Annotated in this window: 21 protein-coding genes and 1 pseudogene; 15 read left to right on the top strand and 7 right to left on the bottom strand. The window is 71.5% G+C overall.

Features of this window, described 5'->3' with window-relative positions:
* The first annotated feature begins 9 nt into the window (after nucleotides 1-9).
* The 5 genes from QFW80_RS00310 to QFW80_RS00290 all read left to right on the top strand — a co-directional run bounded on the left by QFW80_RS00310 (nucleotide 10) and on the right by QFW80_RS00290 (nucleotide 5,182).
* A complete protein-coding gene (locus tag QFW80_RS00310) occupies nucleotides 10-438 on the top strand; it encodes a hotdog fold thioesterase (protein WP_280598871.1) in 429 nt (142 codons plus the stop codon).
* 211 nt (nucleotides 439-649) lie between these two features.
* Nucleotides 650-1,405, top strand: coding sequence for a lysophospholipid acyltransferase family protein (locus tag QFW80_RS00305; protein ID WP_280598870.1), 756 nt, complete (start codon nucleotides 650-652; stop codon nucleotides 1,403-1,405).
* On the top strand, nucleotides 1,405-2,400 hold the full coding sequence (locus QFW80_RS00300; protein WP_280598941.1) for a YheT family hydrolase: 996 nt from the start codon (nucleotides 1,405-1,407) through the stop codon (nucleotides 2,398-2,400). Before QFW80_RS00305 ends, QFW80_RS00300 begins: the two co-directional genes overlap by 1 nt.
* 63 nt (nucleotides 2,401-2,463) lie before the next feature.
* Nucleotides 2,464-4,545: a tetratricopeptide repeat protein gene (locus QFW80_RS00295; protein WP_280598869.1), complete on the top strand. Its 2,082-nt coding sequence runs from the start codon at nucleotides 2,464-2,466 to the stop codon at nucleotides 4,543-4,545.
* 19 nt (nucleotides 4,546-4,564) lie between these two features.
* Nucleotides 4,565-5,182, top strand: a complete 618-nt coding sequence (locus QFW80_RS00290) for a YbhB/YbcL family Raf kinase inhibitor-like protein (RefSeq protein WP_280598868.1) — start codon at nucleotides 4,565-4,567, stop codon at nucleotides 5,180-5,182.
* Between the two features lie 51 nt (nucleotides 5,183-5,233).
* Here the strand turns inward: QFW80_RS00290 and QFW80_RS00285 are convergent, their stop codons facing one another.
* On the bottom strand, nucleotides 5,234-6,049 hold the full coding sequence (locus QFW80_RS00285; RefSeq protein WP_280598867.1) for a DUF4377 domain-containing protein: 816 nt from the start codon (nucleotides 6,047-6,049) through the stop codon (nucleotides 5,234-5,236).
* Nucleotides 6,050-6,222: 173 nt separating this feature from the next.
* Here QFW80_RS00285 and QFW80_RS00280 point away from each other — a divergent pair, with 173 nt between their 5' ends.
* Together QFW80_RS00280 and QFW80_RS00275 are read left to right on the top strand one after the other, a co-directional pair.
* Complete coding sequence (locus QFW80_RS00280; RefSeq protein ID WP_280598866.1) at nucleotides 6,223-6,621, top strand: VOC family protein; 399 nt, start codon at nucleotides 6,223-6,225, stop codon at nucleotides 6,619-6,621.
* A 271-nt stretch (nucleotides 6,622-6,892) separates the two neighbouring features.
* Nucleotides 6,893-8,155 carry an RNA polymerase sigma factor gene (locus QFW80_RS00275; RefSeq protein ID WP_280598865.1) on the top strand — a complete coding sequence of 421 codons (1,263 nt, stop codon included), beginning with the start codon at nucleotides 6,893-6,895 and terminating at the stop codon, nucleotides 8,153-8,155.
* Between the two features lie 19 nt (nucleotides 8,156-8,174).
* On the opposite strand, the gene QFW80_RS00270 is transcribed toward QFW80_RS00275, so the two are convergent.
* From QFW80_RS00270 to QFW80_RS00250, 5 genes and pseudogenes are all read right to left on the bottom strand, one after another.
* Entirely contained in the window at nucleotides 8,175-8,774 is a 600-nt protein-coding gene (locus tag QFW80_RS00270; RefSeq protein WP_280598864.1) for a YceI family protein, read from the bottom strand.
* 146 nt (nucleotides 8,775-8,920) lie between these two features.
* Nucleotides 8,921-9,310, bottom strand: a complete 390-nt coding sequence (locus tag QFW80_RS00265) for a VOC family protein (RefSeq protein WP_280598863.1) — start codon at nucleotides 9,308-9,310, stop codon at nucleotides 8,921-8,923.
* A gap of 252 nt (nucleotides 9,311-9,562) precedes the next feature.
* Nucleotides 9,563-10,357 carry an undecaprenyl-diphosphate phosphatase gene (locus QFW80_RS00260; RefSeq protein WP_280598861.1) on the bottom strand — a complete coding sequence of 265 codons (795 nt, stop codon included), beginning with the start codon at nucleotides 10,355-10,357 and terminating at the stop codon, nucleotides 9,563-9,565.
* Nucleotides 10,358-10,427: 70 nt separating this feature from the next.
* Nucleotides 10,428-12,050 (bottom strand): flavin monoamine oxidase family protein, encoded by a 1,623-nt coding sequence (locus QFW80_RS00255; protein WP_280598859.1) that lies wholly within the window; start codon nucleotides 12,048-12,050, stop codon nucleotides 10,428-10,430.
* Nucleotides 12,051-12,160: 110 nt separating this feature from the next.
* Nucleotides 12,161-17,467, bottom strand: a pseudogene (locus QFW80_RS00250) (putative Ig domain-containing protein); the annotation flags it as partial.
* Nucleotides 17,468-18,109: 642 nt separating this feature from the next.
* On the opposite strand from QFW80_RS00250, the gene QFW80_RS00245 reads away from it, so the two are divergent.
* Genes QFW80_RS00245 through QFW80_RS00230 form a run of 4 tightly spaced genes read left to right on the top strand, consistent with a single transcriptional unit; the run spans nucleotide 18,110 to nucleotide 20,358 of the window.
* Nucleotides 18,110-18,658, top strand: coding sequence for a phage tail protein (locus tag QFW80_RS00245; RefSeq protein WP_280598857.1), 549 nt, complete (start codon nucleotides 18,110-18,112; stop codon nucleotides 18,656-18,658).
* Nucleotides 18,659-18,718: 60 nt separating this feature from the next.
* Nucleotides 18,719-19,249 (top strand): phage tail protein, encoded by a 531-nt coding sequence (locus QFW80_RS00240; protein ID WP_280598855.1) that lies wholly within the window; start codon nucleotides 18,719-18,721, stop codon nucleotides 19,247-19,249.
* A 16-nt stretch (nucleotides 19,250-19,265) separates the two neighbouring features.
* Nucleotides 19,266-19,808: a phage tail protein gene (locus tag QFW80_RS00235; protein WP_280598853.1), complete on the top strand. Its 543-nt coding sequence runs from the start codon at nucleotides 19,266-19,268 to the stop codon at nucleotides 19,806-19,808.
* A 13-nt stretch (nucleotides 19,809-19,821) separates the two neighbouring features.
* Nucleotides 19,822-20,358 (top strand): GNAT family N-acetyltransferase, encoded by a 537-nt coding sequence (locus QFW80_RS00230; protein WP_280598851.1) that lies wholly within the window; start codon nucleotides 19,822-19,824, stop codon nucleotides 20,356-20,358.
* 18 nt (nucleotides 20,359-20,376) lie between these two features.
* Here QFW80_RS00230 and QFW80_RS00225 read toward each other — a convergent pair whose 3' ends face one another.
* Nucleotides 20,377-20,667 carry a DUF6916 family protein gene (locus QFW80_RS00225; RefSeq protein ID WP_280598850.1) on the bottom strand — a complete coding sequence of 97 codons (291 nt, stop codon included), beginning with the start codon at nucleotides 20,665-20,667 and terminating at the stop codon, nucleotides 20,377-20,379.
* 235 nt (nucleotides 20,668-20,902) lie between these two features.
* Here QFW80_RS00225 and glnA point away from each other — a divergent pair, with 235 nt between their 5' ends.
* From glnA to QFW80_RS00205, 4 genes are all read left to right on the top strand, one after another.
* Nucleotides 20,903-22,312 (top strand): type I glutamate--ammonia ligase, encoded by a 1,410-nt coding sequence (gene glnA / locus QFW80_RS00220; RefSeq protein ID WP_280598849.1) that lies wholly within the window; start codon nucleotides 20,903-20,905, stop codon nucleotides 22,310-22,312.
* A 278-nt stretch (nucleotides 22,313-22,590) separates the two neighbouring features.
* Nucleotides 22,591-23,295, top strand: a complete 705-nt coding sequence (locus QFW80_RS00215) for a TorF family putative porin (RefSeq protein ID WP_280598847.1) — start codon at nucleotides 22,591-22,593, stop codon at nucleotides 23,293-23,295.
* A 39-nt stretch (nucleotides 23,296-23,334) separates the two neighbouring features.
* Nucleotides 23,335-23,673, top strand: a complete 339-nt coding sequence (locus QFW80_RS00210) for a P-II family nitrogen regulator (RefSeq protein WP_280577623.1) — start codon at nucleotides 23,335-23,337, stop codon at nucleotides 23,671-23,673.
* A gap of 121 nt (nucleotides 23,674-23,794) precedes the next feature.
* On the top strand, nucleotides 23,795-25,081 hold the full coding sequence (locus tag QFW80_RS00205) for an ammonium transporter (RefSeq protein ID WP_280598940.1): 1,287 nt from the start codon (nucleotides 23,795-23,797) through the stop codon (nucleotides 25,079-25,081).
* Nucleotides 25,082-25,449 lie beyond the last annotated feature (368 nt).

Raw genomic sequence — 25,449 nt, 5'->3', positions numbered from 1 at the left:
CCGGCGCGGATGTTCCGCGCCGACGTCTCGCTGGACCAGCTCAACGCGCTGTCGCGGAACACCGCGATGGAACCGCTGGGCATCGCGTTCACCGAGATCGGGCCCGATTACCTGCGCGCGACCATGCCGGTCGACGCGCGTACCCACCAGCCCTACGGCCTGCTGCACGGCGGCGCCTCGGTGCTGCTCGCCGAGACCCTCGGCAGCAGCGCGGGCGGGCTGTGCGCGCCCGACGGCCACGGCGTGGTCGGCATCGAGATCAACGCCAACCACTTGCGCGGCGTGCGCAGCGGCCTGGTCACCGGCACCGCGCGCCCGCTGCACGTGGGCCGCAGCACCCAGGTCTGGGAAATCCGGATCGAGGACGAGGCCGGGCGGCTGGTATGCGTGTCGCGGCTGACCCTGGCGGTGGTGCCGCGCCCCGCAGCGGGACGCTGAGGCGTCGGGACGTACTGTTCCGGGACGCGGTCCCGACGCTCCGCCTGGCCGGTGCGGGCGACAGGCACTTCGGCAGTGGAGGCGACCCGGACCAGCCGCGGTGCATCGCGCCGCGGTTCCGCCGGGCACCGTCGCGCTGGCCCGCGCCGGGCCGGTTTGGGTATCGTGGGCGGCTTCGGACTTCCCCCGTCCCCCGCCTGGCTCCTCCTTCGTGCGTGTCTTCCGTTACGCGGTCCGCATCCCGTTCCTGCTCTGGCACGTGCTGGTGCACCTGCCGCTCACCCTGCTGATGATGTCGCCGCCGTTCGGGCAGCTGCGCCTGGCCGACGGCGGACGCCTGCGGTATCGCATGGTGCGGCTGTGGTCGGGCGGGCTGATGCGGGTGTTCGGGCTGCGCGTGCGGCGGATCGGGCATCCGATGCCGGGCGCGGTGATGTTCGTGGCCAACCACGTGAGCTGGATCGACATCGTGGCGCTGCACAGCCAGCGGATGATGGGCTTCGTGGCCAAGCGCGAGATCGCGGGCTGGCCGGTGGTCGGATGGCTGGCGGCGCGCGGCGAGACGATCTTCCACCAGCGCGGCAGCCAGGAATCACTCGGCGGCGTGCTGCACGAGATGCTGGCGCGGCTGCGCGACGGCCGCGCGGTGGGCGTGTTCCCCGAGGGCCGCACGCGCGACGGGCGCGAAGTCGGCCCGTTCCACGCGCGCATCTTCCTGGCCGCGGTCGAGGCCGGCGTGCCGGTGCAGCCGGTGGCGCTGCGTTACGGCGAGCACGGCAGCGCGCAGACCCGGGTCGCGTTCGCGCCGGGCGAGAGCTTCTTCGCCAACTTCCTGCGCCTGCTCGGCGAACCGGCGTGTGGCGCGGAGGTCGTGTTCCTGCCGCCGATCGTGCCGGGCGATGCCGAGGGCCGGCGGCGGATCGCCGAAACCGCGCGCGAACGCATCGTCGCCGCGATGTCGCCGTGATCCCGGACGGCGGCCGCGAACCGGCGGACTACGCACCACCGCGCTGGCTGCGCGGCCCGCACCTGCAGACCGTCCTGGCCAGCAGTCCGTGGCGCCGCCGGCGCGCCGCGGCCGCGCTGGCCGCGACCGGAGCGACGACCACCGCCCACCTGCTCGACGGCGGCGACGGCGTGCGCCTGCACGGCCTGCACAGCGCGATCCCGGGCGTCGAGGCGCGCGGCCTGGCGCTGCTGCTGCACGGCTGGGAAGGCAGCGCGGACTCGAGCTACATGTGCCTGTCCGCGGCGCAGCTGCTCGGCCGCGGCTTCGAGGTGTTCCGGCTCAACTTCCGCGACCATGGCGGCACCCATCACCTCAACCCGGACATCTTCCATTCCTGCCGCATCGACGAGGTGGTGCATGCCGCGCGCGATGTCGCGACGCGCTTCGCTTCGCGCCCGATGGTGGTGGCCGGCTACTCGCTCGGCGGCAACTTCGCCCTGCGCCTGGCGCTGCGCGCGCCGCAGGCCGGGCTGCCGCTGGCACGCGTGGCCGCGATCTGCCCGGTGCTCGACCCGGCGCGCACCATGCGGCGGATGGAAACCGGGCCGTGGTTCTACATGCACTACTTCGAGCGCAAGTGGCGCGGCTCGCTGCAGCGCAAGCGCGTGCTGTTCCCCGACCGCGTGGGGTTCGACGAGTCGACGCTGAAGCTGCGCATGCGCGCGCTCACCGAGTGGCTGGTGCAGCGGCACACCGATCTCGGCAGCCTCGATGCCTACTTCGACGGCTACTCGATCGCCGGCGACCGCCTGCGCGCCCTGCAGATCCCCACCCACATCCTGATGGCGGCGGACGATCCTGTGATCCCGGCCGAGGATTTCCACGCGCTGTCGCTGCCGGACGCGACCCGCGTGGAACTGCTGCCCTGGGGCGGCCACTGCGGCTTCCTCGAGGATGCGCGCCTGTCGGGCTACGCCGAACGCTGGCTGGCGGCACGGCTCGCGGCGGGCTGAGCGCGGGCGGGCGATACAATCGGCGGCCCGCACACACCGTGGGCCGCGCGGCCCGATTCCCCCATGCAGGACCAGATTCTCGAAGCGCTGCGCCGCGGCGCGAACGACGAGGCGCTCGCGCTCGCCCGCCGCGACGCCGCGGCCAAACCCGGCGACGCCGGCGCGCAGCGCATGCTGGCCGTGGCGCTGGGCGCGAACGGCGACCGCGAGGGCGCGCTCGCCGCGGTCGATCGCGCGCTGGAGATCGTGCCCGACGATCCGGACCTGCATTTCCAGCGCGCGACGCTGCTCGCGGGCGACCGCGACGTCGAAGGCGCGCGTGCCGCGCTGGAGCGCAGCGTCGGGCTCAATCCCAACCAGTTCGGCGCCTACGTGCTGCAGGCCCAGCTGGCGCTGGCGCGCGGCGATCTGGACGAGGCCGAGCGGCAGTCGCGGCTCGCCGGCAGGCTCGCACCCGAGCATCCCTGGCTGCTCGGTGTCGACGGCATGGTGGCCCTGGGGCGGCGCCGTCCGGACCAGGCGCTGGCGCTGCTGTCGCGCGCCGCCGAGCGCGCACCCGACGACGAGCAGGTGCTGCTCGGCCTGGCGCTGGCCTACATCGCCAACGGCCACGACGCGTTCGCCGAACAGGCCCTGCGCAACCTGATCGACCGGCGTGGCGGTCCGCGACCGTGGCGCCAGCTGCTGGCCGAGACCCTGCAGCGCCAGCAGCGCCCCGCCGAAGGCTTCGACGCGCTGGCGCCCGCGCTGGAGGGCGAGGTGCCTGCCGCGACGCTGCGGCTCGCGGGCGAACTCGCGCTGCAGGCCGGCCGTCCCGCCGACGCGCTGGACTGGCTGCGGCGCGCGATCGCCGCCGACCCGCGCGCGCCGCGCGCGCTGGCCCTGGCGCTCGAAGCCTGGCGTCGCCTGGACGACCGCGACGACGCCACGCGCACGCTCGAGGCCGCGCTGGCGACGGCGCCCGACGCCTCGGCGCTGTGGCGGGCACGTCTGGCCATCGTGCCGGTTGACGCTGCGGACGCGGCGTATGAAGTGTTGTCTCGATGGGCGGACGCGCTGCCCGACGACCCTGCCGCGATGGACGCGCAGATGCGGCTATCGCTGGCGACGGGCGACACGGATGCTGCGCTTCGGCATGCCCGCGCGCTGGCGCGGCGCCTTCCCGGCCACGGGGGCGCACACACGGTCATCGTCGATATCCTGCGCGAGCGCGACCCTGCGGCCGCCATCGCGCATGTCGAGTCGCTGTTGTCGTCTGTCGAGGGCGATGCGGCGCGGGAACGGCTGATCGCCTCGCTCGGACTGCTCGAGGATGCGACCGGTCGATATGCTTCGGCAGTGGAGCGGTGGCAGTCGCTTGCCCGGATTCGCGCGTCCAGGCGACTGCCGCTGCCGCCGCTCAGCGCGCCGGTTTCTGCAGGGCGAGCGTGGCCGGACTGGACCGCACGGGGGGACGATGGCACCCCCGTCCGCACGCTGTTTCTATGGGGGCCGCCGGGTTCCTGCGTGGAGAACGTTGCGACCCTGTTTTCAGGGGTCCCGGGCTTCCGCGCCGACCGGATGGCACCCGGAGCGCCGGACGACGTGTTCCAGCGATACGCGAGCGTTCACGCGCTGGACAACGGTCTGCTCGACCCGGCACACGCCATGCGCGAATGGAGCGAGGGCCTGACCACGCGCGGCATAGAGGGCAGGCACGTAGTCGAGTGGTTGCTGTGGTGGGACAATTCCCTGCTGCGCGTGCTGCGGCCGCATGTCGACGGCGCTGCCGTCGTCTTCGTGCTCCGGGATCCACGCGACATGCTTCTCCAGTGGTTGGCGTTCGACTCGCCGATGCGGATCGGCGCTAGTTCCCCCGCGGCCGCAGCCCGATGGCTGGCGGGCGCCATCGGCCAACTGCTGGAGATCCTCGAGGACAGGCTGTATCGGGTGTCGCTGGTGCTGATCGATGGGCGGGAAAGCGATGCGGCCGCGCTTGGTGAGGCGCTGTCGGAAGCGCTGGGAATGCCCTTGGACGTCGGGGGGCGCGTCCTGAGCGGACTCCATTTCCCCGCCGGCCACTGGCGCCGCTACGCCGAGGTGCTGGCCGGGCCGTTCGCGCAGCTGACGCCGGTCGCGATGCGGCTGGGCTATCCTGAAACCTGATCCACGGCAGGAGGCGCAGATGCAGATCCGCAGCGAGAGTTTCGAGCCGCGCGGGGCGATCCCCGCCGAATTCGCGATGGGTGCGCCGGACGGCTTCGGCACCAACCGCAATCCCCACCTGGCCTGGGACGGCGCGCCCGACGGCACGCGTTCGTTCGCGCTGCTGTGCATCGACACCGACGCGCCGACCGATCCTTCGCTGGCCGGCAAGGACGGCGTTGAGATTCCGGTCGCGCATCCGCGCGGCGACTTCGTGCACTGGGCGATGGCCGACATTCCCGCCGACGTGCGCGAGATCGCCGCCGGCAGCGCCAGCGACGGCGTCACCAAGGGGGGCAAAGCTTCGCCTCCGGGTCCGGCCGGCGCACGCCAGGGATTGAACGACTACACCGGCTGGTTCGCCGGCGACGCGGCGCTGGCGGGCGAGTACTTCGGCTACGACGGCCCGTACCCGCCGCCGAACGACCTGCGCGTGCACCGCTATTTCTTCCGCGTGTTCGCGCTCGATGTCGAGCGCCTGGAGCTGGCGACCACCTTCACCGCCGGCGACGTGCTGCGCGCCATGCAGGGCCACGTGCTGGACGAGGCGGCGGTGTACGGCACCTACGCGCTGCATCCGGGCGCGCGCCAGGCCTGAATCGCGGCGGGCCTTGTCGCCGACACCCGGCGCCTCCGCGCGCGCTGGGACTCAGGGCGCGACGGTCTCCGATTCGACCACCATGTCGAGCACGTAGGCGATCGAACTGCCGTCCGCCGGCGGGTCCGCCACCTCGTAGCGGTCGAGCCGCAGCACGTTGCGCACGCCGGGCGTGTGGGTGTAGCCCTCGATCTCCTGGTACAGGAACTGCCATTCGCCTTCGCCCTGGCGCAGGCCGTCGGCGTCGAACGGGAGTTCGCGCACGTGCAGGCACCGGTGGTCCGGGATCATCGCGTGCGGGCAGGGCACGCGCTGCGGCGCGACCTCGAGGAACACCCGTTCGCCGGTGCCGCCATGGCGGGTGGCGGCGGTGGGTGTGCCGGTGAAGGTCAGGCGGTCGCCGCCGGACGTGGTCAGCACCAGGGTGTCGCCGTCGCCGCGCACCCGCGTGCCGGCGTCGGCCAGGCGCGCCGCGATCGCCTCGTCGGCCGCCATCAGCGCGCCGCCGCCGCAGAACTTCTTGGTCTGCGCGAGCGCGCCGACCTCGAGGCGTTCGCCGACCAGCGTGTAGGGCCCGGTCATCCGGTTGCAGCCGCCGCCGACCGAAATCCGGTCGCCGGTGAAGTCCAGCTGCAGTGGCGCATCGGACGCCGGGAACAGCGCCCCGATGCGGACGCCGGCCGCATCCACCGCGCCGGTGAGGCGCCAGTGCGCGGCGGCCAGCGCCCGGGCATCGAGGGCGCCGCCGGACGCGGATGACGCTGGCGGTGCGACCTGGCTCGACGGCGGCGGCGCCGATGCAGTCGGACTGGAGGGCGTGCACGCCGCCAGCGCGACGGCGAGCGGCAACAGGGCGAGCGGACGCATGGTGGAGTCTCCCGTGACGGACGTCGCGGCCAAGCCTACGCCTTCGGCCGCGGCGGTGCCGCGATGTCGATCCGCGCGTCGCCGCTTCGTCGTCCGGGCGAGGGTGCGGCCAAGCACCCGCACCACGCCCGCGCGCAACGCGTCCCCGCCCGATCATGTCGACCGGAGCACCCATGCCACGCAAGATCTTCGTCAACCTGCCGGTCAGGCATCTCGGCACCTCGGTCGCGTTCTTCACCGCGCTCGGCTTCAGCTTCAATCCGCAATTCAACGATGCGAACGCCACCTGCATGATCGTCGGCGAGGACAGTTTCGTGATGCTGCTGGTCGAACCGTCCTTCGCCACCTTCACCGACCGCGCCATCGTCGATGCGCGACGGCAGACCGAAGTGCTGGTGTGCCTGTCGTGCGACAGCGACCAGAAGGTCGACACGCTGGTGGCCCAGGCGGTCGCTGCCGGTGGGCAGGCGCATCGCAGCGCGCAGGACCAGGACTTCATGTACGGCCACGGCTTCGTCGATCCGGACGGCCACGTGTGGGAACTGGTGCACATGCGCCAGATGCCGTCGTGACCGCGACGCACACGCCGACGGCCGGCCGCGGGGCAGGAGGATGAGCCTGCTCGGGCTGCTGGTGCGGCATCGTCTGGTGGCCGACGCGGCGCCAGAGCAGCGCGCGCCGCCGGTAGCGCCGGCGCGAGCGGCGCGTGCAACCCGGGTTCCACCGGACCGGCCGGACGCCGGCGCAGCGAAGGGCGGCGCCAGGCGCGGCACTGCTGCGGGGCGTGCGCCATGACCGTCGCGACTTGCACCGCGCGCGCGGGCGGTGGTCTGATACGCCGCCATGGCCCAGTCCGACCTGCAGCGCCGCATCGATGCCGTCTGGCGCGAAGAATCGCCGAAGGTGGTCGCCGCGCTGATGCGCATGGTGCGCGACCTGGACCTCGCCGAGGAACTGGCGCAGGACGCGCTGGTCACCGCGCTGGAGCGCTGGCCCGACGCGGGCCTGCCTGACAACCCTGGCGCGTGGCTGATGGCGACCGCCAAGCATCGCGCGATCGACCACCTGCGCCGGCACCAGCTGCGGCTGCGCAAGCATGCGCAGATCGCGCAGGAGCTCGACGGCCTGCACGACGAGCTGCACGCCGCGCGCGAGGAGTCGCTGGACGACGACATCGGCGACGACCTGCTGCGGCTGATCTTCGTCGCCTGCCATCCGATCCTGTCGGTCGAGGCGCGCACCGCGCTCACCCTGCGCCTGCTGTGCGGCCTGACCACCGACGAGATCGCGCGCGCGTTCCTGGTGCCGGAAGCCACGGTCGCACAGCGCATCGTGCGCGCCAAGCGCACGCTCGGCGAGGCCGACGTGCCGTTCGAGGTGCCGCGCCGCGACGAGCTGCCCGAACGCCTGTCGGCGGTGCTGGGTGTGGTGTACCTGGTGTTCAACGAAGGCTACGCGGCCACCGCCGGCGACGACTGGATGCGGCCGGCGCTGTGCGCCGAGGCGCTGCGCCTGGGGCGGCTGCTGGTCGGGCTGGCGCCGGGCGAGCCGGAGACGTTCGGGCTGCTGGCGCTGATGGAGCTGCAGGCCTCGCGCGCCGCCGCGCGCACGGGCCCGGATGGCGAACCGGTGCTGCTGCAGGACCAGGACCGTTCGCGCTGGGACCACGAGGCCATCGAACGCGGCCTGCGCGCGCTGGCGCAGGCCGAACGCGCCGCAGGCGGACCGGGGCCGTACACCCTGCAGGCGGCGATCGCGGCCTGCCATGCGCGCGCCGCCAGCGTGGACACCACCGACTGGGCGCGGATCGTCGCGCTGTACGACGCGCTCGCCGAACTCGCGCCGACGCCGGTGGTGGCGCTCAATCGCGCGGTCGCGGTGTCGATGCACACCGGCCCGGCCGACGGACTGGCGCTGGTCGATGCGCTGGTGGACGCGCCTGCGCTGCGCAGCTACCACCTGCTGCCCGCGGTGCGCGGCGACCTGCTGCACAAGCTCGGGCGGGGCGAGGAAGCGCGAGCCGAATTCCTGCGCGCGGCGGAGATGACCCGCAACGCGCGCGAACGCGGCCTGCTGCTGGCGCGCGCCGACGCCGCGCTGGCGTGACGCGCGCGACCGGCCGCGCCTAGCCTTCCGGCGCGGCGGCGTCCACGGCCACCGCTTCGGCCTGGATCCGCAATGTCACCGTCATGTCGAAGCCATAGTCCTTGCCGGCATCGATGCCGAAGGCGTCGCGCTGGAACGTGGCGACCGCGTCGGCGCCGCACAGTTCGCGCCGGTGCAGCGGGTGCGGCATGCACTTGAAGCTGCCGATCTCGAGCGTGAGGGGGCGGGTGACGCCGCGCAGGCTCAGTTCGCCCTCCACGCGCGTGGGTCGTCCGTCGACGAAGCCAGCGAACGTGCCGGTGTAGCGTGCCTGCGGCCAGCGCGCGGTGTCGAGCAGGCCTTCGCCGCGCGCGTGCGCATTCATCTCGTCCAGGCCGTAGTCGATGCTGTCGGTGTCGATCTCCACCTCCAGCCGTCCGTTGCCCGCAGCGCGATCGAGCACCACGGTGCCGCGGCTGCGGTTGAACTTCCCGCGCCAGACCGACAGCCCGCCGAGATGGTCGGCCTCGAAGCTCGGGAAGGTGTGGGCCGGGTCGAGCTCGTAGGTCACCTCGGCGGCGGTCGCGGGACAGGCGAGGGCGGCGGACAGCAGCACTGGCAGGCACAGGCGGTGGCGCATCGTAGGCAACCTTGTCGGGCAAGAAAGGCGGGCGAGGCCACGTCGACCGTCGGATCGACGTGGCGCGCATGCAGGCGCCCCGCGATGGAGGCGGCGTCGGCGGGTGCGCGGGACGCGGGCCGTGCGCAGTGACGGCCCGGGATGGGCTACTGCATCGAATGCAGGCCGATCATGTTGCCCTCGGTGTCGATCACCAGTGCGATGTTGCCGTACTCGCCGATCGACATCTTCTCGCGTTCCACCCGGCCGCCGGCGCCGGCCACGCGCGCGGCGGTCACGCCGCAGTCTTCGCAGGCGAAGTAGACCAGGGTGCCGCCGACGCCGGACGGGCCGCCTGGCATCGCGCACAGCGCGCCATTGGCGCCGTAGCGCTCCATGTCGCCGGGGAACGACCACATCTCCAGCCCGTCGTCGCCGCCCTCGGGCAGCTTCAGGGCTTCGAGCCGGATCTGCAGCACGGCTTCGTAGAACGCGCGCGCGCGCGCCATGTCCTGGACGTAGATCTCGAACCAGTTGACGCTGTTTGCGTTGGACATCGGGACTCCTGTTCCGGGCGTGCCGGGGATTGGCGGGACGGGTAGGCGTGCGTGACTGCGCGCGCCCATGTCATGGACGACGAAGCATGCCGGCGCAGTTCGACATGTGTCCGTCCGCCGGTCGGACGCCGGTCCCCCGCGTCTGGCTCGACGGCACGGTCGCTCGACAGGGCAGGGGGCGGGCCACGGAGGCCGGTGCGTAATGGTGAAGGCGTGGCGCGCGAGGCGCCGCGCTCCAGGTCGTCCCGGTGCTCAGTCGCCCACCGGCAGCCACAGCAGCAGCGCCGCGCCCAGCACGATCCGGTATACGGCGAACCCGGTGAACCGGTGCTGCTTGATGTAGCCCAGCAGCCATTTCACCACCACGAAGCCGGTGACCGTCGCCGCGGCGAAGGCCAGCGCCACGTCGCCCCAGGCCTCGCCGCCCAGGCCGCCGTCGGTCCACAGTTCGAGGAAGGCGTAGCCGCTGGCGGCGAACATCGTCGGGATGCCGACCAGGAACACGAACTCGGTGGCGGAAGAACGCCGGCCCAGTCCCGCCAGCATCGCCATGAAGATCGCCGCGGCCGAGCGCGAAGTGCCGGGAAACACCCCCGCCACCACCTGCGCCAGGCCCACCAGCACCGCCACCGTCCAGGTCACGTGGGTGCCGTCGCCGCGGCGTTCGGCCACGCGCTCGGCGACGATCATCCACACCCCGCCCAGGATCAGCGCCCACGCGATCGGCGTCACCGTCTCCGGCAGTTCCCAGCCCGCAAGACGCACCGGCAGCCCGACCAGTGCGGTGACCAGGAACGCCACCGCGAGTTTGGCCGCGTAGTCGCGGTTGGCCGGGTCGCCCAGGCCCGTGGCCAGCGCCCAGATCCGCTGCCGGAACACCAGCGTGATCGCCAGGATCGCGCCGGCCTGGATCACGATGTTGAAGAAGTCCGAGCGTGCGCCGAGCCAGTGCTGGGCGATCAGCAGGTGGCCGGTGCTCGACACCGGCAGGAATTCGGTCAGCCCTTCGAGGATGCCCAGCAGGAGGGCGGACAGCGGATCGGACATGGAAACCCTTCGGCCGGCGGGCGGGCAGGATACCGGATCGTGCCGACGCGCCCGCCGCCGCGCTGTCCCCTCAGCGGCCCCACATGCGGTTGCAGGCCTCGCCGGCCGCGCGCAGTCCCGACAGCACGGCGCCTTCCATGAAGCCCTGCCATTCGTAGAAGCTGCTGGTGTGGTCGCCGGCGAACATCAGGTTCTCCACCGGCGTGGCCTCGGTGTGCGCGAGGGTGGTGAAGTAGCCCGGCTGCGGCCGCGGCACGGCGCCACGGCTGAGCGGATCCAGGCTCCAGTTCTCGCTGCTCGCCAGCAGGCGGCCGCGGCGATCGCGGCTGGCGGCCGCGGCCGCGCCGGGCAGCACCCGTTCGAGCGAGGCCACGAACGCGGCGGCGTCGAGCTGCACGCTGCCGGGCCGCAGCGCGCGCGCGGCCTGTCCGCCCAGTTGCTGGGCGAGCACCGCACCGCTGCGGCTGCCGCGCACGGGATTCGTTTCCCAGGTGTGCTGCAGGTGCGGCAGGTCGCTGCTACCGCTGCCGCTGGCGCCCTGCGTGCGCCAGTACGGGTGCCGGAAGCCGACGAGCAGGCGGCCGGCGTCGCCCATCTCGGCATTGGCGATCGCGTGCCGCTTGGACGGCGGCAGCGCGATGCCGCCGCCGAACTCCACCTCGCGCAGCACCGTGAACGGCAGCGCCAGCACCACCGCGTCGTAGTCGCGCTGCACGTAGCGGCCGCCGGCCTCGAATGTCAGCCGCAGGCTGCCGCCGAAGCGGCGGTCCAGCGCCACCAGGCGATGCCCGTGCTCGACCGGTTGCGGCAGGCGGGCGGCCAGGCCGGTGGCGATCAGGTCGTTGCCGCCCACCACCCGCAGCGATCCGCCGCGGCCGGGGCCGACACCGAACTTGCCGCGCCGGTCGTGGTGCACGAAGCGCAGGAAGCCCAGCGCGCTCACCTCGTCCAGTTCGCTGCCGAACTCGCCCCGCACCGCGTTGTCCAGCACCCCGCGCAGCAGGGCGCCGGCGCCGTACAGGTCCAGGTATTCGGCCAGGGTCATGAAATCCAGCGCTTCGGCGCGCGGGTCGAAGCGATGCGCATCGGGCGCGCCCAGCGTGACCAGGTCCTCCTGGATGAAGTCGGCGAATGCGCGCAGCTCCGCGGCGATCTCCGCCTCGCCATGGCGCTGGCCGGCGAAGTGGTGGAACGCCTGGCCGGCACCGGCGTCCACGGTTTCGAGCGGCAGATCCAGCGCACGCGCGTAGCCCAGCATGGCGTGGTGCGAGGCGCCGATGAATTCGGCGCCGTGTTCGGCCACCTGGCCGGGGAACAGGCCGCGCGCCGACCGGCAGCGGCCGCCGACCCGCTGCGCCGCCTCGAACACGCGCGCCGGCACCCCGTTGCGTGCGAGCTCGGTGGCGCAGGCCAGCCCGGCCAGCCCGGCGCCGACCACGGCCACGCCGCGGATGTTGGTGAGCCGCGCATAGACCGCGCGCGCATCGCGCGGGCCCGCCGCCAGCAGCGGAGGTGCGAGCGCGCCGGCACCGGCGGCGGTGGCGCCGGCCAGTCCCGCCTGCAGCACGCGGCGTCGCGCGCCATCGCGCGGCGGTCCGGCCCCGAGGGACGCCGCATCGTCGTCGCCGCGATGGCCGTCGCGGTCGCGCCGGACCAGTCGCAGTACCTGTGCCATCCAACCCGAACGCACCATGCCTGTTTCCCCTGACGATGGAGCCCCCGCGGCGGATCGACGCCGCGGACGCGTGGATCGGCGACGGCGCCGCCCCGGCCCGCCGCCCCGGAGGACGGCGGCCGCGGCGGTCAGCGCCCGCCCTGGAACATCAACTGCACGGCGTTGTCGCGCTGTTCGCCGCTGCCGACCACGCCACGATAGTCGACCTGGATGGAATAGCGGCCGAGGTCGAACAGCAGGCCCAGCCCCAGCATCAGGCGGCTGCGGTCGAACCCGTCCACCTCGGTGAGGTACACCGGCCCCAGGCCGTCGGCATAGCGCATCGACGCGCCGCCCGCGGCCGTCAGGTCGTGCTGGTACTCGACCCTCAGCTGCGGCGAGAACGCACCCCAGCCAGTCCCGCGGCGGAACTGCATGCGCAGACCGAGGTTGCCGGTGGTGGTGTCGACGTCCTGTTCGCCGTACGACAGCGCCCAGGTGTCGTCGCCCTGCTCGGTGTAGCGCGCGAGTGCGCCGCGCATCGCGTCCAGGCGCGCGTAGGGCGTGAACTGCCAGGCGTCGCGGGCGATGGCGGTGCCGACCGACACAGAGGCGAACAGCTGGTCGCCGTCCCGCCGGCCCTGGACCGATCCGCCGGTCGCGGTGAGGTAGCGCTCCATGTCGAAATCCAGGCGCTGGTAGCCCGCCAGGCCGTCGATGAAGACCGATCCGCGCGGCTGCAGGCTGCCGTACAGCGCCAGCGTCCACGCCTTGCCGCGCAGGTGGGAGCCGTGTTCGCCGATCGTGGTGCTGTCCTGGCCGTAGCCCAGGCCCGCGCCCACCACCAGCCCCGGGTGCAGGCGGGTATCGATGCCCGCGCTCACGCCTTCGGTCTCGAAGTCGAACCCGCGCCCGCCGGCCTGGCCGTCGAAACTGCCCGAACGCAGCGTGCCGCCGGCCCAGGTGCCGAACGTGGACGGGGTGCCGCCCGGGTCCATACCGCCGTCGGCTTCGTCCATCGGCGCCAGGCGGTCATCGGTGCCGGCATCGCGCCAGCGCGAGCGGTTGGACGCGTGGCAGGGATGCTCGATCGCGTAGAACCGGTTGTCCGGGCACTGCTCGCGGCTGGCGAGCGTGATTCCGTTGCGATGGCCCGCGGTCCCCGACTGTCCATGCAGCTGCTCCAGGCGCTGCTGGAAGTTGCCGATCTGGCTGTTCGCGAAGCGACGGGTGGCGGCCGCCTGGGCATCGAGCAGGCCGCGCACTTCCGGATCGCGGGTCGGGTCGGGCCGGGCGATCACGACCAGGGCGTAGCGTCGGGTCCCGCTGAAGCCGAGCGCGTCGGTGGCGCGGACGGTGAAGTCGAAGGTGCCGTCCTCGGCCGGCGTGCCCGACAGGCTCCCGTCGTCCGCCAGCGCCAGGCCAGCCGGCAGCGTGCCGGCGTCGATCGCGAACGCGTACGGCGCCGTGCCCCCGCGCGCGCTCAGGGCCTGGGCGTACGCGAAGGCCTGCAGCGCCTCGGGCAGCGTGTCGGGATCGATCACGATCTCCGGCGCCGTCACCGCCAGCACGTAGTCGATCGTCACCGTGCCGGCGGTGCCGGTCGTGCTGTCGGTGGCGGTGATGGCGAAGGCGAAACTGCCGGCCTCGGTGGGCGTGCCCGACACCACGCCACGGGCCGGATCCAGCGCCAGCCCGTCGGGCAGGGCACCCGACGACAGGGCGTAGCGATACGGCGCCACGCCACCGCTGGCGGTGAACGTCTGGCGCCAGGCCACGCCACCGGTGGCGGCCGGAACGGTGTCGGGGCTCAACGCCAGCGTCGGCGCCGCGACATCGAGGGTGTAGGTCGCACTGGCCGACGCCGGTGCGCCGCTGGTGCTGTCGGTGACCGTGACGGTGACGGTGTAGCGTCCCGCCTCGACCGGCGTGCCGGAGAACGCCAGCGTGGTGCCGTCGAACGCCACGCCGGCCGGCAGCGCGCCCGTGAGGGTCGCCGTGTACGGCGCGACGCCGCCATCCACCTGCAGCACCTGGCGGTATGCGATCCCCGCGGTGGCGCCGGGCAGCGCGCCGGCCGCGGGCAGCAGCGACAGCGTCGGCGCCGCCACCGCGAGCGTATAGGCCTGGTCGACGGACTGGCCGTTGGCATCGGTCGCGGTCAAGGTGAAATCGAACGTGCCCGCGCCGGTGGGGGTGCCGGACAGGACGCCGTCCGCCGCCAGCGCCAGGCCGGCGGGCAACGTCCCCGTGGTGACCGCGAACGCGTACGGGGCGATGCCGCCGCTGGCGGTGATCGCCTGGCGATAGGGCGCGCCCGCCGTGGCGTCCGGGAGCGTCACCGGGGTGATGGCCAGGATCGGCGCCGGCACCTCCAGCGTGTACGCCCGGCTGACCGTGAACGGCGCGCCGGCGCCGCTCGAGCCGGTGTCGGTGGCGGTCACGGTGATGGCGTAGCTGCCCGGTTCGGTCGGCGTGCCCGAGAGCGTGTCGCCCGAGAACGCCATGCCCGCCGGCAGCGTGCCGCCGAGCGCGTAGGTGTAGGGCCCGATGCCGCCGCTGGCGACGAAGGCCTGCGAGAACGCGGTGGCGTAGGGAGCCTGCAGCGTCCCGGTGGCCGGCGCGAGCGCGAGGGCCGGATCGCCCACGACCAGCGTGTAGGCCCGGTCGACGGACTGGCCGTTGGCGTCGGTCGCGGTCACGGTGAAATTGAACGTGCCCGCCTCGGTGGGTGCCCCGGCCAGGGCGCCGTCCGCGGCGAGCGTCAGGCCCGGGGGCAGTGCGCCCGCCGTGAGGGCGATCGCATACGGGGCCACGCCACCGCTGGCGGCGATGGACTGCGCGTAGGTCGCGCCCACGACCGCGTCAGGGAGCGCCGCCGGCGTGATCGCCAGCGTGGGCGAGGCGACCACGAGGGTGTAGGCCTGGCTCACGGTGAACGGCGCGCCGGTGCCGGTCGAGCCGGTGTCGGTGGCGGTCACGGTGATGGCGTAGCTGCCCGGTTCGGTCGCCGTGCCCGAGAGCGTGTCGCCGGCGAACGCCAGCCCCGCGGGCAGGGTGCCGGTCAGCGCGTAGGTGTACGGGCCCACGCCGCCGGCGGCGGCGAACGCCTGCGAGAACGCGGCCGCATACGGCGCATCGAGCGTGCCGGCGCCCGGCGCCAGGACCAGCGCGGGGGCATCGACCACCAGGTTGAACACTTCGGCGTAGGTGTACGGTCCGTTGCCCGAACTGCTGTCGGTCGCCGAGACGTCCAGCGCGAAGGTGCCGGCCTCGCTCGGCGTGCCCGACACCGTCACCGAGTCGGCGCCGCTGGCGGTGATCGCGAGGCCGTCGGGCAGGTTGGCGACCTGGTAACCGCTCCAGGGGGCGGCGCCGCCATCGAAGGTGAACGTCTGGCTGTAGGGCGCGGCGGTGGTGGCCGTCAGCGGACCGGAGGCGGTGATGCCGAGGACCGCATCGGCGACCGTCACGCTGACCGTGGCCGGCGCCGACACGCCGCCGGCGTTGCTCGCGGTGTAGGCGAAGCTGTCCGCGCCCGCATAGCCCGCATCGGGCTGGTAGGTGATCGTGACGCCGGCGACCACCACAGTGCCGTGCGCCGGTGCGGTCGTGATCGCCAGGCTGTCGGGCGCGCCGCCCGACAGGGTCAGCGGCACCGAGGTTGCGGGTGCGCCATACGGGACCGTCAGCGCGGAATCGTTCGCCACCGGCGTCGGATCGGTCACCTGCAGCGTGAACCCGCGGGTGGCGGTGTAGGGTCCGGTCCCGGTGCTGCTGTCGGTGGCGGTGACGCTGAAGCTGAAGGTGCCGACGGCGGTGGGCGTGCCGCTGAGCGAGCCGGCGGCGGAGAGCGTCACCCCCGCGGGCAGCGCGCCCGCCGTGACCGCGTAGCTGTACGGGGCGATGCCGCCCGTGGCGGACCCGATGCTGCCGGTGTAGGCGCTGCCGAGGTTGGCGTCCGGCAGCGTGGCCGCCGGCAGGTCGATGGTGGGCGCGGCAATGATCACCGTGTACGAGCGCGATCCGGCGAACGGACCCGGCGACGCGGCGCTGTCGGTCGCGGTGACGGTGAAGTTGAACGACCCGCCGCCGCTCGGCGTGCCTGCGAGGCTGCCGCCGGAATCGAGGGCCAGTCCCGGCGGCAGGGCGCCGGCGGTGACCGCGAACGTGTACGGGCCGGTGCCGCCGGACGCCGACAGGGTCTGGCTGTAGGACGAGGCGACCGAGCCGTTGGGCAGCGTGACGGGCGACACCGCGATCACCACGTCGTCGTTGACGATCGTGCCCACGCCCTGGCCGTCGGCGATGGTGGCGCCGACGGCCCCCGACAGGTTCACGAAGAACGTTTCCGTGGGCTCGACCACGGTATCGCCCACCACCGGCACGGAGATCGTCTGCGAGGTCTGGCCGGCCGCGAAGTTCACCGTGCCCGATTGCGCGAGGTAGTCGGACGGCGCGGTGGCGGTGCCGTCCGCGGTCGCGTAGTTCACGCTGACCGGCTGGCCGCTGGCCACGCCCAGGGACACCGTGAACACGGCGCTGGCCGTGCCCGAGGCGCCCTCGATCACGCTGGCGTCGCCGATGGCGATCGTGGGCAGCGGGTCGTCGTTGAGGATCGTGCCCGTGCCCTGGCCGTCGGCGACCGATGCTCCGGTCGCGTTGGTGACGTTGACGAAGAACGTCTCGTCCGCCTCGTTGGCGGTGTCGCCGGTGACCGAGACGGTGAAGACGTAGGTGCTGGTGCCGGCGGGAATGGTCTGGCCGGTGAGGCTCGACGCCACGTAGTCGCTGCCCGCGCTGGCGGTGCCGTCGGCGGTGGCGATGTCGAAGCTGACACCGCCGGGTCCGGCGGGTGCGTCGAGGCTGATGGTGAACGTGAAGCCGGTGCTGCCCGCGTCGCCCTCGTTCGCGTCGACATCGTCGATCGACAGCGAGGGGGCCGACGCCACCGTGAGGGTGTAGGTCTCCAGCTCGAAGTACGGGCCCGCTCCGGTGCTCGAATCGGTCACGCGCAGGGTGACGGGATAGTTCCCGGGCGCCGCGGCGGTGGTGCCGCTGACCACGCCGGTGGACGAGATCGAGATCCCGGCCGGAAGGGTGCCGGTTTCCACCTGGTAGGCATGCGGGGCGACGCCGCCGCTGGTCGACAGCGCCTGCGAGAACGCGTTGCCCTGGACCGCGGTCCCGGTCGTGGGCGCGAGCGTGAGCGTGGGGTTCTGGACGGTTCCGCTGTAGCCGCGGACCACCGTCTCCCCGAGCGCGTCCTCCGCGCGGATCTCGAAGCTGTAGCCGCCGCGCTGGGTCGGCGTGCCGGACAGCAGGCCCGTGCTGGTCAGGCTGAGGCCCGCAGGCAGGGCGCCGCTGCTCAGCGACCAGGTGTAGGGGTCGGAACCGCCCGAGGCGGTGAATGTCACGCCGACGGGAGTCCCGGCGATCAGCGGGGGCACCGCGCTGGGAGAGATGACGATCGCCGAGGTCGGGGGCTGGATCGTGATGTCGAACCTGACCAGATTGAGGTCTTCGTCGGCCAGCGTGAAGGTGTCGCTCGTCTCGGCCCCATCGCCATCGTGTGTGTACGTGACGTACTGCACGCCACCGCTGTTGGGTCCGATCACGTAGCTGCCGTTCTGCGGTGGCGTGGCGGGCGGGCCGTCACTCATTCCACTGTCGAAAAAACCGTCGCAATCGCTGACGTCGAACTGGGTCGAACCGCCATACGCCACCGTAGCTGTCAGCGGTGCCGGACAGTAGTTGGAGGTTTGCGCCTGCGCCGCGCTCGACCACAGCAGGCTCGCGAGGAGCAGCACCCACGAAAGATGGAACACGCCGGCAACGGCGCGCTGGCCCGGAACACTGTGCATGACTGTCGTCCCCTGTAGCGCCGGGCATCGATGCCCGGTCGACCCGTTCGTCCCTGGCAGGCGCCTGCAGCCGACCCCCGGCTTCGCATGCGCCCGCACCCCTGGTGCGCGGCATTACACCAGCATTCGCATGCAATGACACGCGTCGCGTGCGCGCCCCCTGTTCATGAACGTGCGTTTGCGTCTAGGCTAGTCGCGCTGGCGCATCCGCGTCTGCACAGGGGAGTCACCGCGATGAGCGAGTTCTTCATCGGCCAGATCATGATGGCCGGATTCGGCTACGCGCCGAAGTATTTCGCGCAGTGCAATGGCCAGTTCCTGCCGATCAACCAGAACCAGGCGCTGTTCTCGCTGCTTGGTACGCAGTACGGCGGCAACGGCACGACGATCTTCGCGTTGCCGGACCTGCGCGGCCGCACGCCGGTCGGCTACGCCAGCTCGGTCGACCCTGCGTGGCAGCCGGTCCCGACTTCGATTGGAGAGGCGAGTGGCGCCGAAAGCGTGGCCCTGCTGCCGACCAACCTTCCGCCGCATACGCACCAGGTGGCCGCGTCCTCGGCCGCGGGCAACAGCCGCGTTCCCAGCGGCCGCACGTTCGCTACCAGCACCAACGGCAACGGCAACGCGATCGCGCTCTACGCCGGCGCCTACGGGCCGGTAGTAGCGCTGGATGCGCAGACGGTGGTGCCGTCGGGCAACGGGCAGGCCCATCCGAACATGCAGCCCTACACGGGCATCAACTTCTGCATCGCGCTGTCGGGCGTCTTCCCGTCGCGCAACTGATTCCTGCGCGAGCGCCGGCGCGTTCACGCCGCGCCGGCCCATCCTCGGAGCACAGCTGACATGAGCCAACCCTTTATCGGCGAAATCCGGATGTTCGGCTTCTCGCGTACACCGGTCGGATGGCAGGCCTGCGACGGCAGCCTGCTGGCGATCGCCGAGAACGACGCGCTGTTCACGCTGATCGGCACGACCTACGGTGGCGACGGGGTGAACTCGTTCGCCGTCCCCGACCTGCGCGGCCGCGTGCCGGTGCACCAGGGCCAGGGCCCCGGCCTGACGACGCGGGTTCTGGGCGAGCGGGCCGGCACCGAGCAGGTCACGCTGATCGCCACGCAGATGCCGGCGCACACCCACTCGATGATCGCGACCACGGCCGCCGCCAGTGCGATCACCCCCGGCACTGCCCTGCTGCCCGGCGCGGTGAGCGGCGACACCTTCTACGTCGACAGCACGGCGGGCAACAATGCGGTCGCGATGTCGACGCAGATGATCACCACGGCCGGTGGCAACCAGCCGCACGAGAACTGCATGCCGACGCTGACCACGCAGTACTGCATCGCGCTGTTCGGCATCTGGCCGGAACAGGCCTGAGGACGAGGATTCCAGCATGAGCGAACCCTTCATCGGCGAGATCCAGATGTTCGGTTTCAACTTCAATCCGTACGGCTGGGCGTTCTGCAATGGCGGCACCATGCCGATCGCGCAGAACACCGCGCTGTTCTCGCTGCTCGGGATCCAGTACGGCGGCAACGGAACGAGCACCTTCCAGCTGCCCAACTTCGCGGGCCGCGCCGGCTGCCAGCAAGGCCAGGGTCCGGGACTGAGCACTCGCCAGCTCGGCGAGTCGTTCGGGACCGCGGAGGTCGCCCTGGCGTCGACCCAGATGCCCGTGCATTCGCACGGCGTCAGGGCGTGGTCGCAGACGGTGCCGGGAAGCGGCAGCCACGCACCGGTCAGCAACGGTGGCCTGTCGTTCCTCGCAGGCAGCACCATGTCGCGTACGTACGGCACGACGCCGCTCGACACCCAGATGGCGCCGAACATGCTGGTGCCCAACAACGGCGGCGGTTTCCCGCACCAGAACCGGCAGCCTTACCTCGGCGTCAACTTCTGCATCGCCCTGCAGGGAATCTTTCCCTCGTTCCCGTGAAAGCACCGGTCCGGTGAGCCACGCGTTTCGGGTGCCGCGCCCCGACCACCTGCGCGCAGCCGGCGTCCTGGCCGCGCAGGGGATCACGCTGCGCTGGCTGGACGACGGCGACCTGCCCTGGCTGGCAGAGCTGTACGCCGACACCCGGGCCGACGAGATGGCGGCGCTGCCGTGGCCGGGGCACGCCAGGCGTGCTTTCCTGCACCAGCAATTCATGCTGCAGCACCAGCATTACCTGGCCGAGTACGCCGACGCGGAGTTCCTCGCCGTCTGCCGCCGCGGCGTGCCGGCCGGACGCCTGTACCTGCGCCGCACCGCACCGATGCACCTGGTGGTCGACATCAGCCTCTTCGCCGATGCGCGTGGGCAGGGGGTCGGGCGCGCCCTGCTGGCGGCCGCGCAGCACGATGCAACGTGCCAGGGCCGGGGCATGGCGCTGCATGTGCTGCAGCACAATGCCGCTGCGCGGCGGCTCTACACGCACCTGGGTTTCGTCGAGGCCGGTGGCAACGCGCCGTACCTGCGGATGGAGTGGCACGCGGCGGACTGAGCGCGCCGCAGGGCGGGCTCAGTTGAAGACCGCCTGGTAGAGGAAGCCCTCGCGATCCCGGGCCACCGGCACCAGGAAGATATCCAGCTCGCCCAGCCGCGGATGCTGCATGCGATAGGTCTGCTGCGGGAACAGCAGGGGCGAGCCGTTGCGGAACATCAGCGAGAAGGGTGCGCGCGCCGCATCCCGCCCGCGGTGCGGCAGCGGTTGCGCATCGACCAGCACGAACGGCGCGTCCATGCCCTGCATCCGGGCTGCGAACGTCTCGTTGAGGCATCCGGCGAACTGTTCGAGGGACAGCAGATCCATGGAGGGGCAGGCGTGGCGGCGGCGGGGCATGGTCGGCGCCCTGCAGGCCCCTGGCAAGCCTACGGTCTGCACTCCCCAACATGGTGCGTTCGTCACAAACGCTTCACCATTCGTGTGCGCGACCGCACATTTGCCGACGCACCAGCTTTTCGAATCAATCGGTTACGAATCGGCGAACGTTGGCACGGCGCTTGCGACATCCTGCACCAACCCTTCGCAAACCGGAGTTCCACCGATGTCGCTCGAGAATGTCGAAAAGCTGATCAAGGACCACAAGGTCGAATTCATCGACCTGCGCTTCGTGGACATGCGCGGCGTGCAGCAGCACGTCACCTTCCCGGCGAACATCGTCGAGCCCTCCCTGTTCGAGGACGGCAAGATGTTCGACGGCTCGTCGATCAGCGGCTGGAAGGGCATCAACGAGTCGGACATGATCCTGCTGCCCGACGCATCCACCGCGTACCTGGATCCGTTCTACGCCGATCCCACGCTCAACCTGACCTGCGACATCCTCGATCCGGCCACGATGCAGGGCTACTCGCGCGACCCGCGCGGCATCGCCAAGCGTGCCGAGGCCTACCTCAAGTCCAGCGGCATCGCCGACCAGGCCTTCTTCGGCCCCGAGCCCGAGTACTTCATCTTCGACTCGGTGCGCTTCGGCAACGAGATGGGCCACACCTTCTTCCAGATCGAGTCCGAGGAAGCGGCCTGGAACACGGGCAAGGAATACGAGGGCGGCAACAGCGGCTACCGCCCGGGCGTGAAGGGCGGCTACTTCCCGGTCGCCCCGACCGACTCGCTGCACGACCTGCGCGCCGAGATGGTCAAGACGCTCGAGCAGATCGGCATCGAGACCGAGGTGCACCACCACGAGGTGGCCACCGCCGGCCAGTGCGAAATCGGCACCAAGTTCAACTCGCTGGTGAAGAAGGCCGACGAGCTGCTGGCCACCAAGTACGTGATCCGCAACGTCGCCTTCCGCAACGGCAAGACCGCGACCTTCATGCCCAAGCCGATCGTCGGCGACAACGGCAGCGGCATGCACGTGCACCAGTCGCTGGCCAAGGGCGGGCAGAACCTGTTCTCCGGCGACGGCTACGGCGGCCTGTCGCAGATGGCGCTGTGGTACATCGGCGGCATCTTCAAGCACGCGCGCGCGATCAACGCCTTCGCCAACTCCGGCACCAACAGCTACAAGCGCCTGGTGCCCGGCTTCGAGGCCCCGGTGATGCTGGCCTACTCGGCCCGCAACCGCTCGGCGAGCTGCCGCATCCCGTGGGTGTCGAACCCGAAGGCGCGCCGCATCGAAGTGCGCTTCCCCGATCCGCTGCAGTCGGGCTACCTGACCTTCACCGCGCTGATGATGGCGGGCCTCGACGGCATCAAGAACCAGATCGATCCGGGCGGCCCCAGCGACAAGGACCTGTACGACCTGCCGCCGGAAGAGGAGAAGCTGATCCCGCAGGTGTGCTCGAGCCTGGACCAGGCGCTGGCCGCGCTCGACGCCGACCGCGACTTCCTCAAGGCCGGCGGGGTGATGAGCGACGACTTCATCGACGGCTACATCGACCTGAAGATGCAGGAAGTCACCAAGTTCCGCGCCGCGACCCACCCGCTGGAATACCAGCTGTACTACGGCGTCTGATCCACCGGGAGCGTCCGGCGCGTGCCGGACGCTCTCCTGATTCACGCGTCCGGCGCATGCGTCGGGCGTGCGGCCCTCCCCCACGCGGGCCGCGTTTTTCCCACCGCCAACGGAATCCATCGGCTCGAGAGCACGGAACCAGGGAACCAGAAGGACCGGACAGGGCCCGCAGAGCGCCCGCCGGCGCCCGCACCAGGCATGGGGATGCCGGGCACGGGTGAGCAGACATGCAAGACCGGGGAGGGCTTTTCCATTTTTCCAAGAATGAGGAGCCTGTCATGTCGTCACGCAAGATCGCAGCTGCAACCCTGTTGTCCGCCGGGCTGCTCATGGCCGGCAACGCGGCCGCCGAAGTGTCCGGTTCGGTCACGGTGGTCAGCGACTACCTGTTCCGCGGCATCACCCAGACCAACGAGGAACCGGCGCTTCAGGCAGGCGTCACCTGGAACCACGAAAGCGGCTTCTACGTCGGCGGCTGGGGCAGCAGCATCAGCTGGCTGTCCGATGCCGATCCGGAGATCTCCAGCCAGGTCGAACTCGACGCCTTCGCCGGCTACGCCGGCAGCTTCGGCGAAAGCGATTTCGGCTACGACGTGGGCGTGAACTACTACTGGTACCCGGGCGACTATCCGGCCGGCTTCAACGACGCCGACACCGCCGAGGTCTACGTCGGCCTGACCTACAAGTTCCTCAGCGCCAAGTACTGGTACGCGGTGACCGACCTGTTCGGCATCCCCGATTCGGACGGCAGCACCAACCTCGACCTGTCCGGCAAGTTCGAGTTCGGCGAGGGCTGGAGCACGACCGCCGCGGTCGGCAAGCAGTGGGTCAAGGGCACTGCCGGCACCGGCACGTACGCGTTCTGGAAAGTGGGCGTCGACAAGGGCTTCGACAACGGCTTCGGCATCGGCCTGTCCTACAACGACAACGACCTGATCGGCCCGGACGAGACCATCGTGCTGGCGCTGTCGAAGTCGTTCTGACCCGCGCGACCGACCCATCCCAGAAGGAGGCGCACTGCCATGAAACTCATCATCGCCATCATCCGGCCGTTCAAGCTCGACGAGGTGCGCGAAGCGCTCGGCGAAGCCGGCGTGTCCGGACTCACCGTCACCGAGGTCAAGGGCTTCGGCCGCCAGAAGGGCCATACCGAGCTGTACCGCGGCGCCGAATACGTCGTCGACTTCCTGCCCAAGCTGAAGATCGAGGCGGCGGTCTCGGACGACGTGTTCGATGCCGCGCTGGAGGCGATCACCAAGTCGGCGGGCACGGGCAAGGTCGGCGACGGCAAGGTGTTCGTCGTCGCGCTCGACCAGGTCATCCGCATCCGCACCGGCGAGATCGGCGCGGACGCGCTCTAACCCAACCTCGGAGGCCCAAACGATGAAGATGCAACTGTTCTCCGGGTGGAAGACCCGCATGCAGGCGCTGGGACTGGCCCTGCTGGTGGGCGTGGCCGGCCTGACCGGCACGCTCGACGTCATGGCGCAGGATGCCACCGCGCCGGTGGCCGAGGCGGTCGGCGAGGCCGCGCAGGCCACCGTCGACAAGGGCGACGTGGCCTGGATGCTGACCTCGACCCTGCTGGTGCTGCTGATGGTGGTGCCCGGCCTGGCGCTGTTCTACGGCGGCATGGTGCGGTCGAAGAACGTGCTGTCGGTGCTGATCCACGTGATCTCGGTGTTCTCGCTGCTGGTGGTGCTGTGGATCGTCTACGGCTACTCGCTGGCGTTCTCCGGCGAGGGGGCGTGGATCGGGAACCTGGACAAGGCGTTCCTGTCGGGCGTCACGATCGACACGCTCGCGGCCACGTTCACCGATGGCGTCAGCCTGCCCGAGTACGTGTTCGTCGCGTTCCAGTCGACCTTCGCCGGCATCACCGGCGCGCTGATCGTGGGCGCGTTCGCCGAGCGGGTGAAGTTCTCGGCGGTGCTGCTGTTCTCGGTGATCTGGTTCACCCTGGGCTACCTGCCGATCGCGCACATGGTGTGGGCGACGGGCGGCTACCTGTTCGAGCACGGCGCGCTGGACTTCGCCGGCGGCACCGTGGTGCACATCAACGCGGGCATCGCCGGCCTGGTGGGCGCGTACTTCGTCGGCAAGCGCGTGGGCTACGGGCGCGAGGCGCTCAAGCCGCACAACGTCACCCTGACCTTCGTCGGCGCGTCGCTGCTGTGGGTGGGCTGGTTCGGCTTCAACGCCGGCTCCAACCTCGAGGCCACCGCCGGCGCGGCGCTGGCCTTCATCAACACCCTGGTGGCCACGGCCGCGGCGGTGCTGGCGTGGGCGCTGACCGAGAAGCTGACCAAGGGCAAGGCGTCGGCGCTGGGCGTGGCCTCGGGCGCGGTCGCGGGCCTGGTCGGCATCACCCCGGCGGCCGGCCTGGTCGGGCCGCTGGGCGCGATCGCGATCGGCTTCGCCGCGGGCGTGATCTGCGTCTGGGGCGTGACCGGGCTGAAGAAGCTGCTCAAGGTCGACGACACCGCCGACGTGTTCGGCGTGCACGCGATCGGCGGCATCGTCGGTGCCATCCTGACCGGCGTGTTCTACGCGCCCGGTCTGGGCGGGCAGGGCGGCGAGGACTTCAACATGGCCTCGCAGGTCGGCATCCAGGCGCTCGGCGTGCTGATCACGATCGTGTGGATCGGCGTGGTCTCGGTCATCGGGTTCCTGGTCGCGAAGCTGGTGTTCGGCCTGCGCGTGAGCGAGGAAGCCGAACGCGAGGGCCTGGACATCACCACCCACGGCGAGTCCGCCTACGAGTCCTGATCGAAGCGGTATCCACCTCCCCCACGAGGTGCGGGCGGGCAGCGCAGGCTGCCCGCCTTTTTTGTGCTTCGTTGTCTCCGGTCTCCAAAGCGCGGCGCCTGGTGTCTTCCCGTACCGCGAGACGGCGGGCACGGGTGCCCTCGGTGGCGAATGTCCCCCGGCAACGCCCTGCGGCCGTTGCCTCCTCCTTGATTTCGCCCCCGAGGACACCCGCGCCCGCCGCTCCGGGCCCGATCGCGCCCGGAAAGGCGACGCGTCTCGCACGCACGTCCCAGTGCATGGTCCGCACGCCGTGGTCTCCGGAGCCTGAGCACCGCGGTGGTCGGGAGCCTTTGCGGCGAAATCAAGGAGGAGGCCTGCGCTTGCAG

This window comes from Luteimonas rhizosphaericola, assembly GCF_029888045.1.
Classification (GTDB): domain Bacteria; phylum Pseudomonadota; class Gammaproteobacteria; order Xanthomonadales; family Xanthomonadaceae; genus Luteimonas; species Luteimonas rhizosphaericola.
The sequence above is the reverse complement of the archived record's forward strand: the minus strand, read 5'-3'. Positions and strand labels throughout refer to the sequence as shown.

Excerpts from the sequence above, each read along its gene's own strand:
- QFW80_RS00215 (WP_280598847.1), top strand. The coding sequence starts at position 22,591 with ATGTCGTCACGCAAGATCGCAGCTGCAACCCTGTTGTCCGCCGGGCTG.
- QFW80_RS00310 (WP_280598871.1), top strand. The coding sequence starts at position 10 with ATGTTCCGCGCCGACGTCTCGCTGGACCAGCTCAACGCGCTGTCGCGG.
- QFW80_RS00240 (WP_280598855.1), top strand. The coding sequence starts at position 18,719 with ATGAGCCAACCCTTTATCGGCGAAATCCGGATGTTCGGCTTCTCGCGT.
- QFW80_RS00245 (WP_280598857.1), top strand. The coding sequence starts at position 18,110 with ATGAGCGAGTTCTTCATCGGCCAGATCATGATGGCCGGATTCGGCTAC.
- glnA (WP_280598849.1), top strand. The coding sequence starts at position 20,903 with ATGTCGCTCGAGAATGTCGAAAAGCTGATCAAGGACCACAAGGTCGAA.
- QFW80_RS00265 (WP_280598863.1), bottom strand. The coding sequence starts at position 9,310 with ATGTCCAACGCAAACAGCGTCAACTGGTTCGAGATCTACGTCCAGGAC.
- QFW80_RS00235 (WP_280598853.1), top strand. The coding sequence starts at position 19,266 with ATGAGCGAACCCTTCATCGGCGAGATCCAGATGTTCGGTTTCAACTTC.
- QFW80_RS00280 (WP_280598866.1), top strand. The coding sequence starts at position 6,223 with ATGCCACGCAAGATCTTCGTCAACCTGCCGGTCAGGCATCTCGGCACC.
- QFW80_RS00275 (WP_280598865.1), top strand. The coding sequence starts at position 6,893 with ATGGCCCAGTCCGACCTGCAGCGCCGCATCGATGCCGTCTGGCGCGAA.
- QFW80_RS00210 (WP_280577623.1), top strand. The coding sequence starts at position 23,335 with ATGAAACTCATCATCGCCATCATCCGGCCGTTCAAGCTCGACGAGGTG.
- QFW80_RS00225 (WP_280598850.1), bottom strand. The coding sequence starts at position 20,667 with ATGGATCTGCTGTCCCTCGAACAGTTCGCCGGATGCCTCAACGAGACG.
- QFW80_RS00290 (WP_280598868.1), top strand. The coding sequence starts at position 4,565 with ATGCAGATCCGCAGCGAGAGTTTCGAGCCGCGCGGGGCGATCCCCGCC.
- QFW80_RS00295 (WP_280598869.1), top strand. The coding sequence starts at position 2,464 with ATGCAGGACCAGATTCTCGAAGCGCTGCGCCGCGGCGCGAACGACGAG.
- QFW80_RS00285 (WP_280598867.1), bottom strand. The coding sequence starts at position 6,049 with ATGCGTCCGCTCGCCCTGTTGCCGCTCGCCGTCGCGCTGGCGGCGTGC.
- QFW80_RS00270 (WP_280598864.1), bottom strand. The coding sequence starts at position 8,774 with ATGCGCCACCGCCTGTGCCTGCCAGTGCTGCTGTCCGCCGCCCTCGCC.
- QFW80_RS00255 (WP_280598859.1), bottom strand. The coding sequence starts at position 12,050 with ATGGTGCGTTCGGGTTGGATGGCACAGGTACTGCGACTGGTCCGGCGC.
- QFW80_RS00260 (WP_280598861.1), bottom strand. The coding sequence starts at position 10,357 with ATGTCCGATCCGCTGTCCGCCCTCCTGCTGGGCATCCTCGAAGGGCTG.
- QFW80_RS00205 (WP_280598940.1), top strand. The coding sequence starts at position 23,795 with ATGGCGCAGGATGCCACCGCGCCGGTGGCCGAGGCGGTCGGCGAGGCC.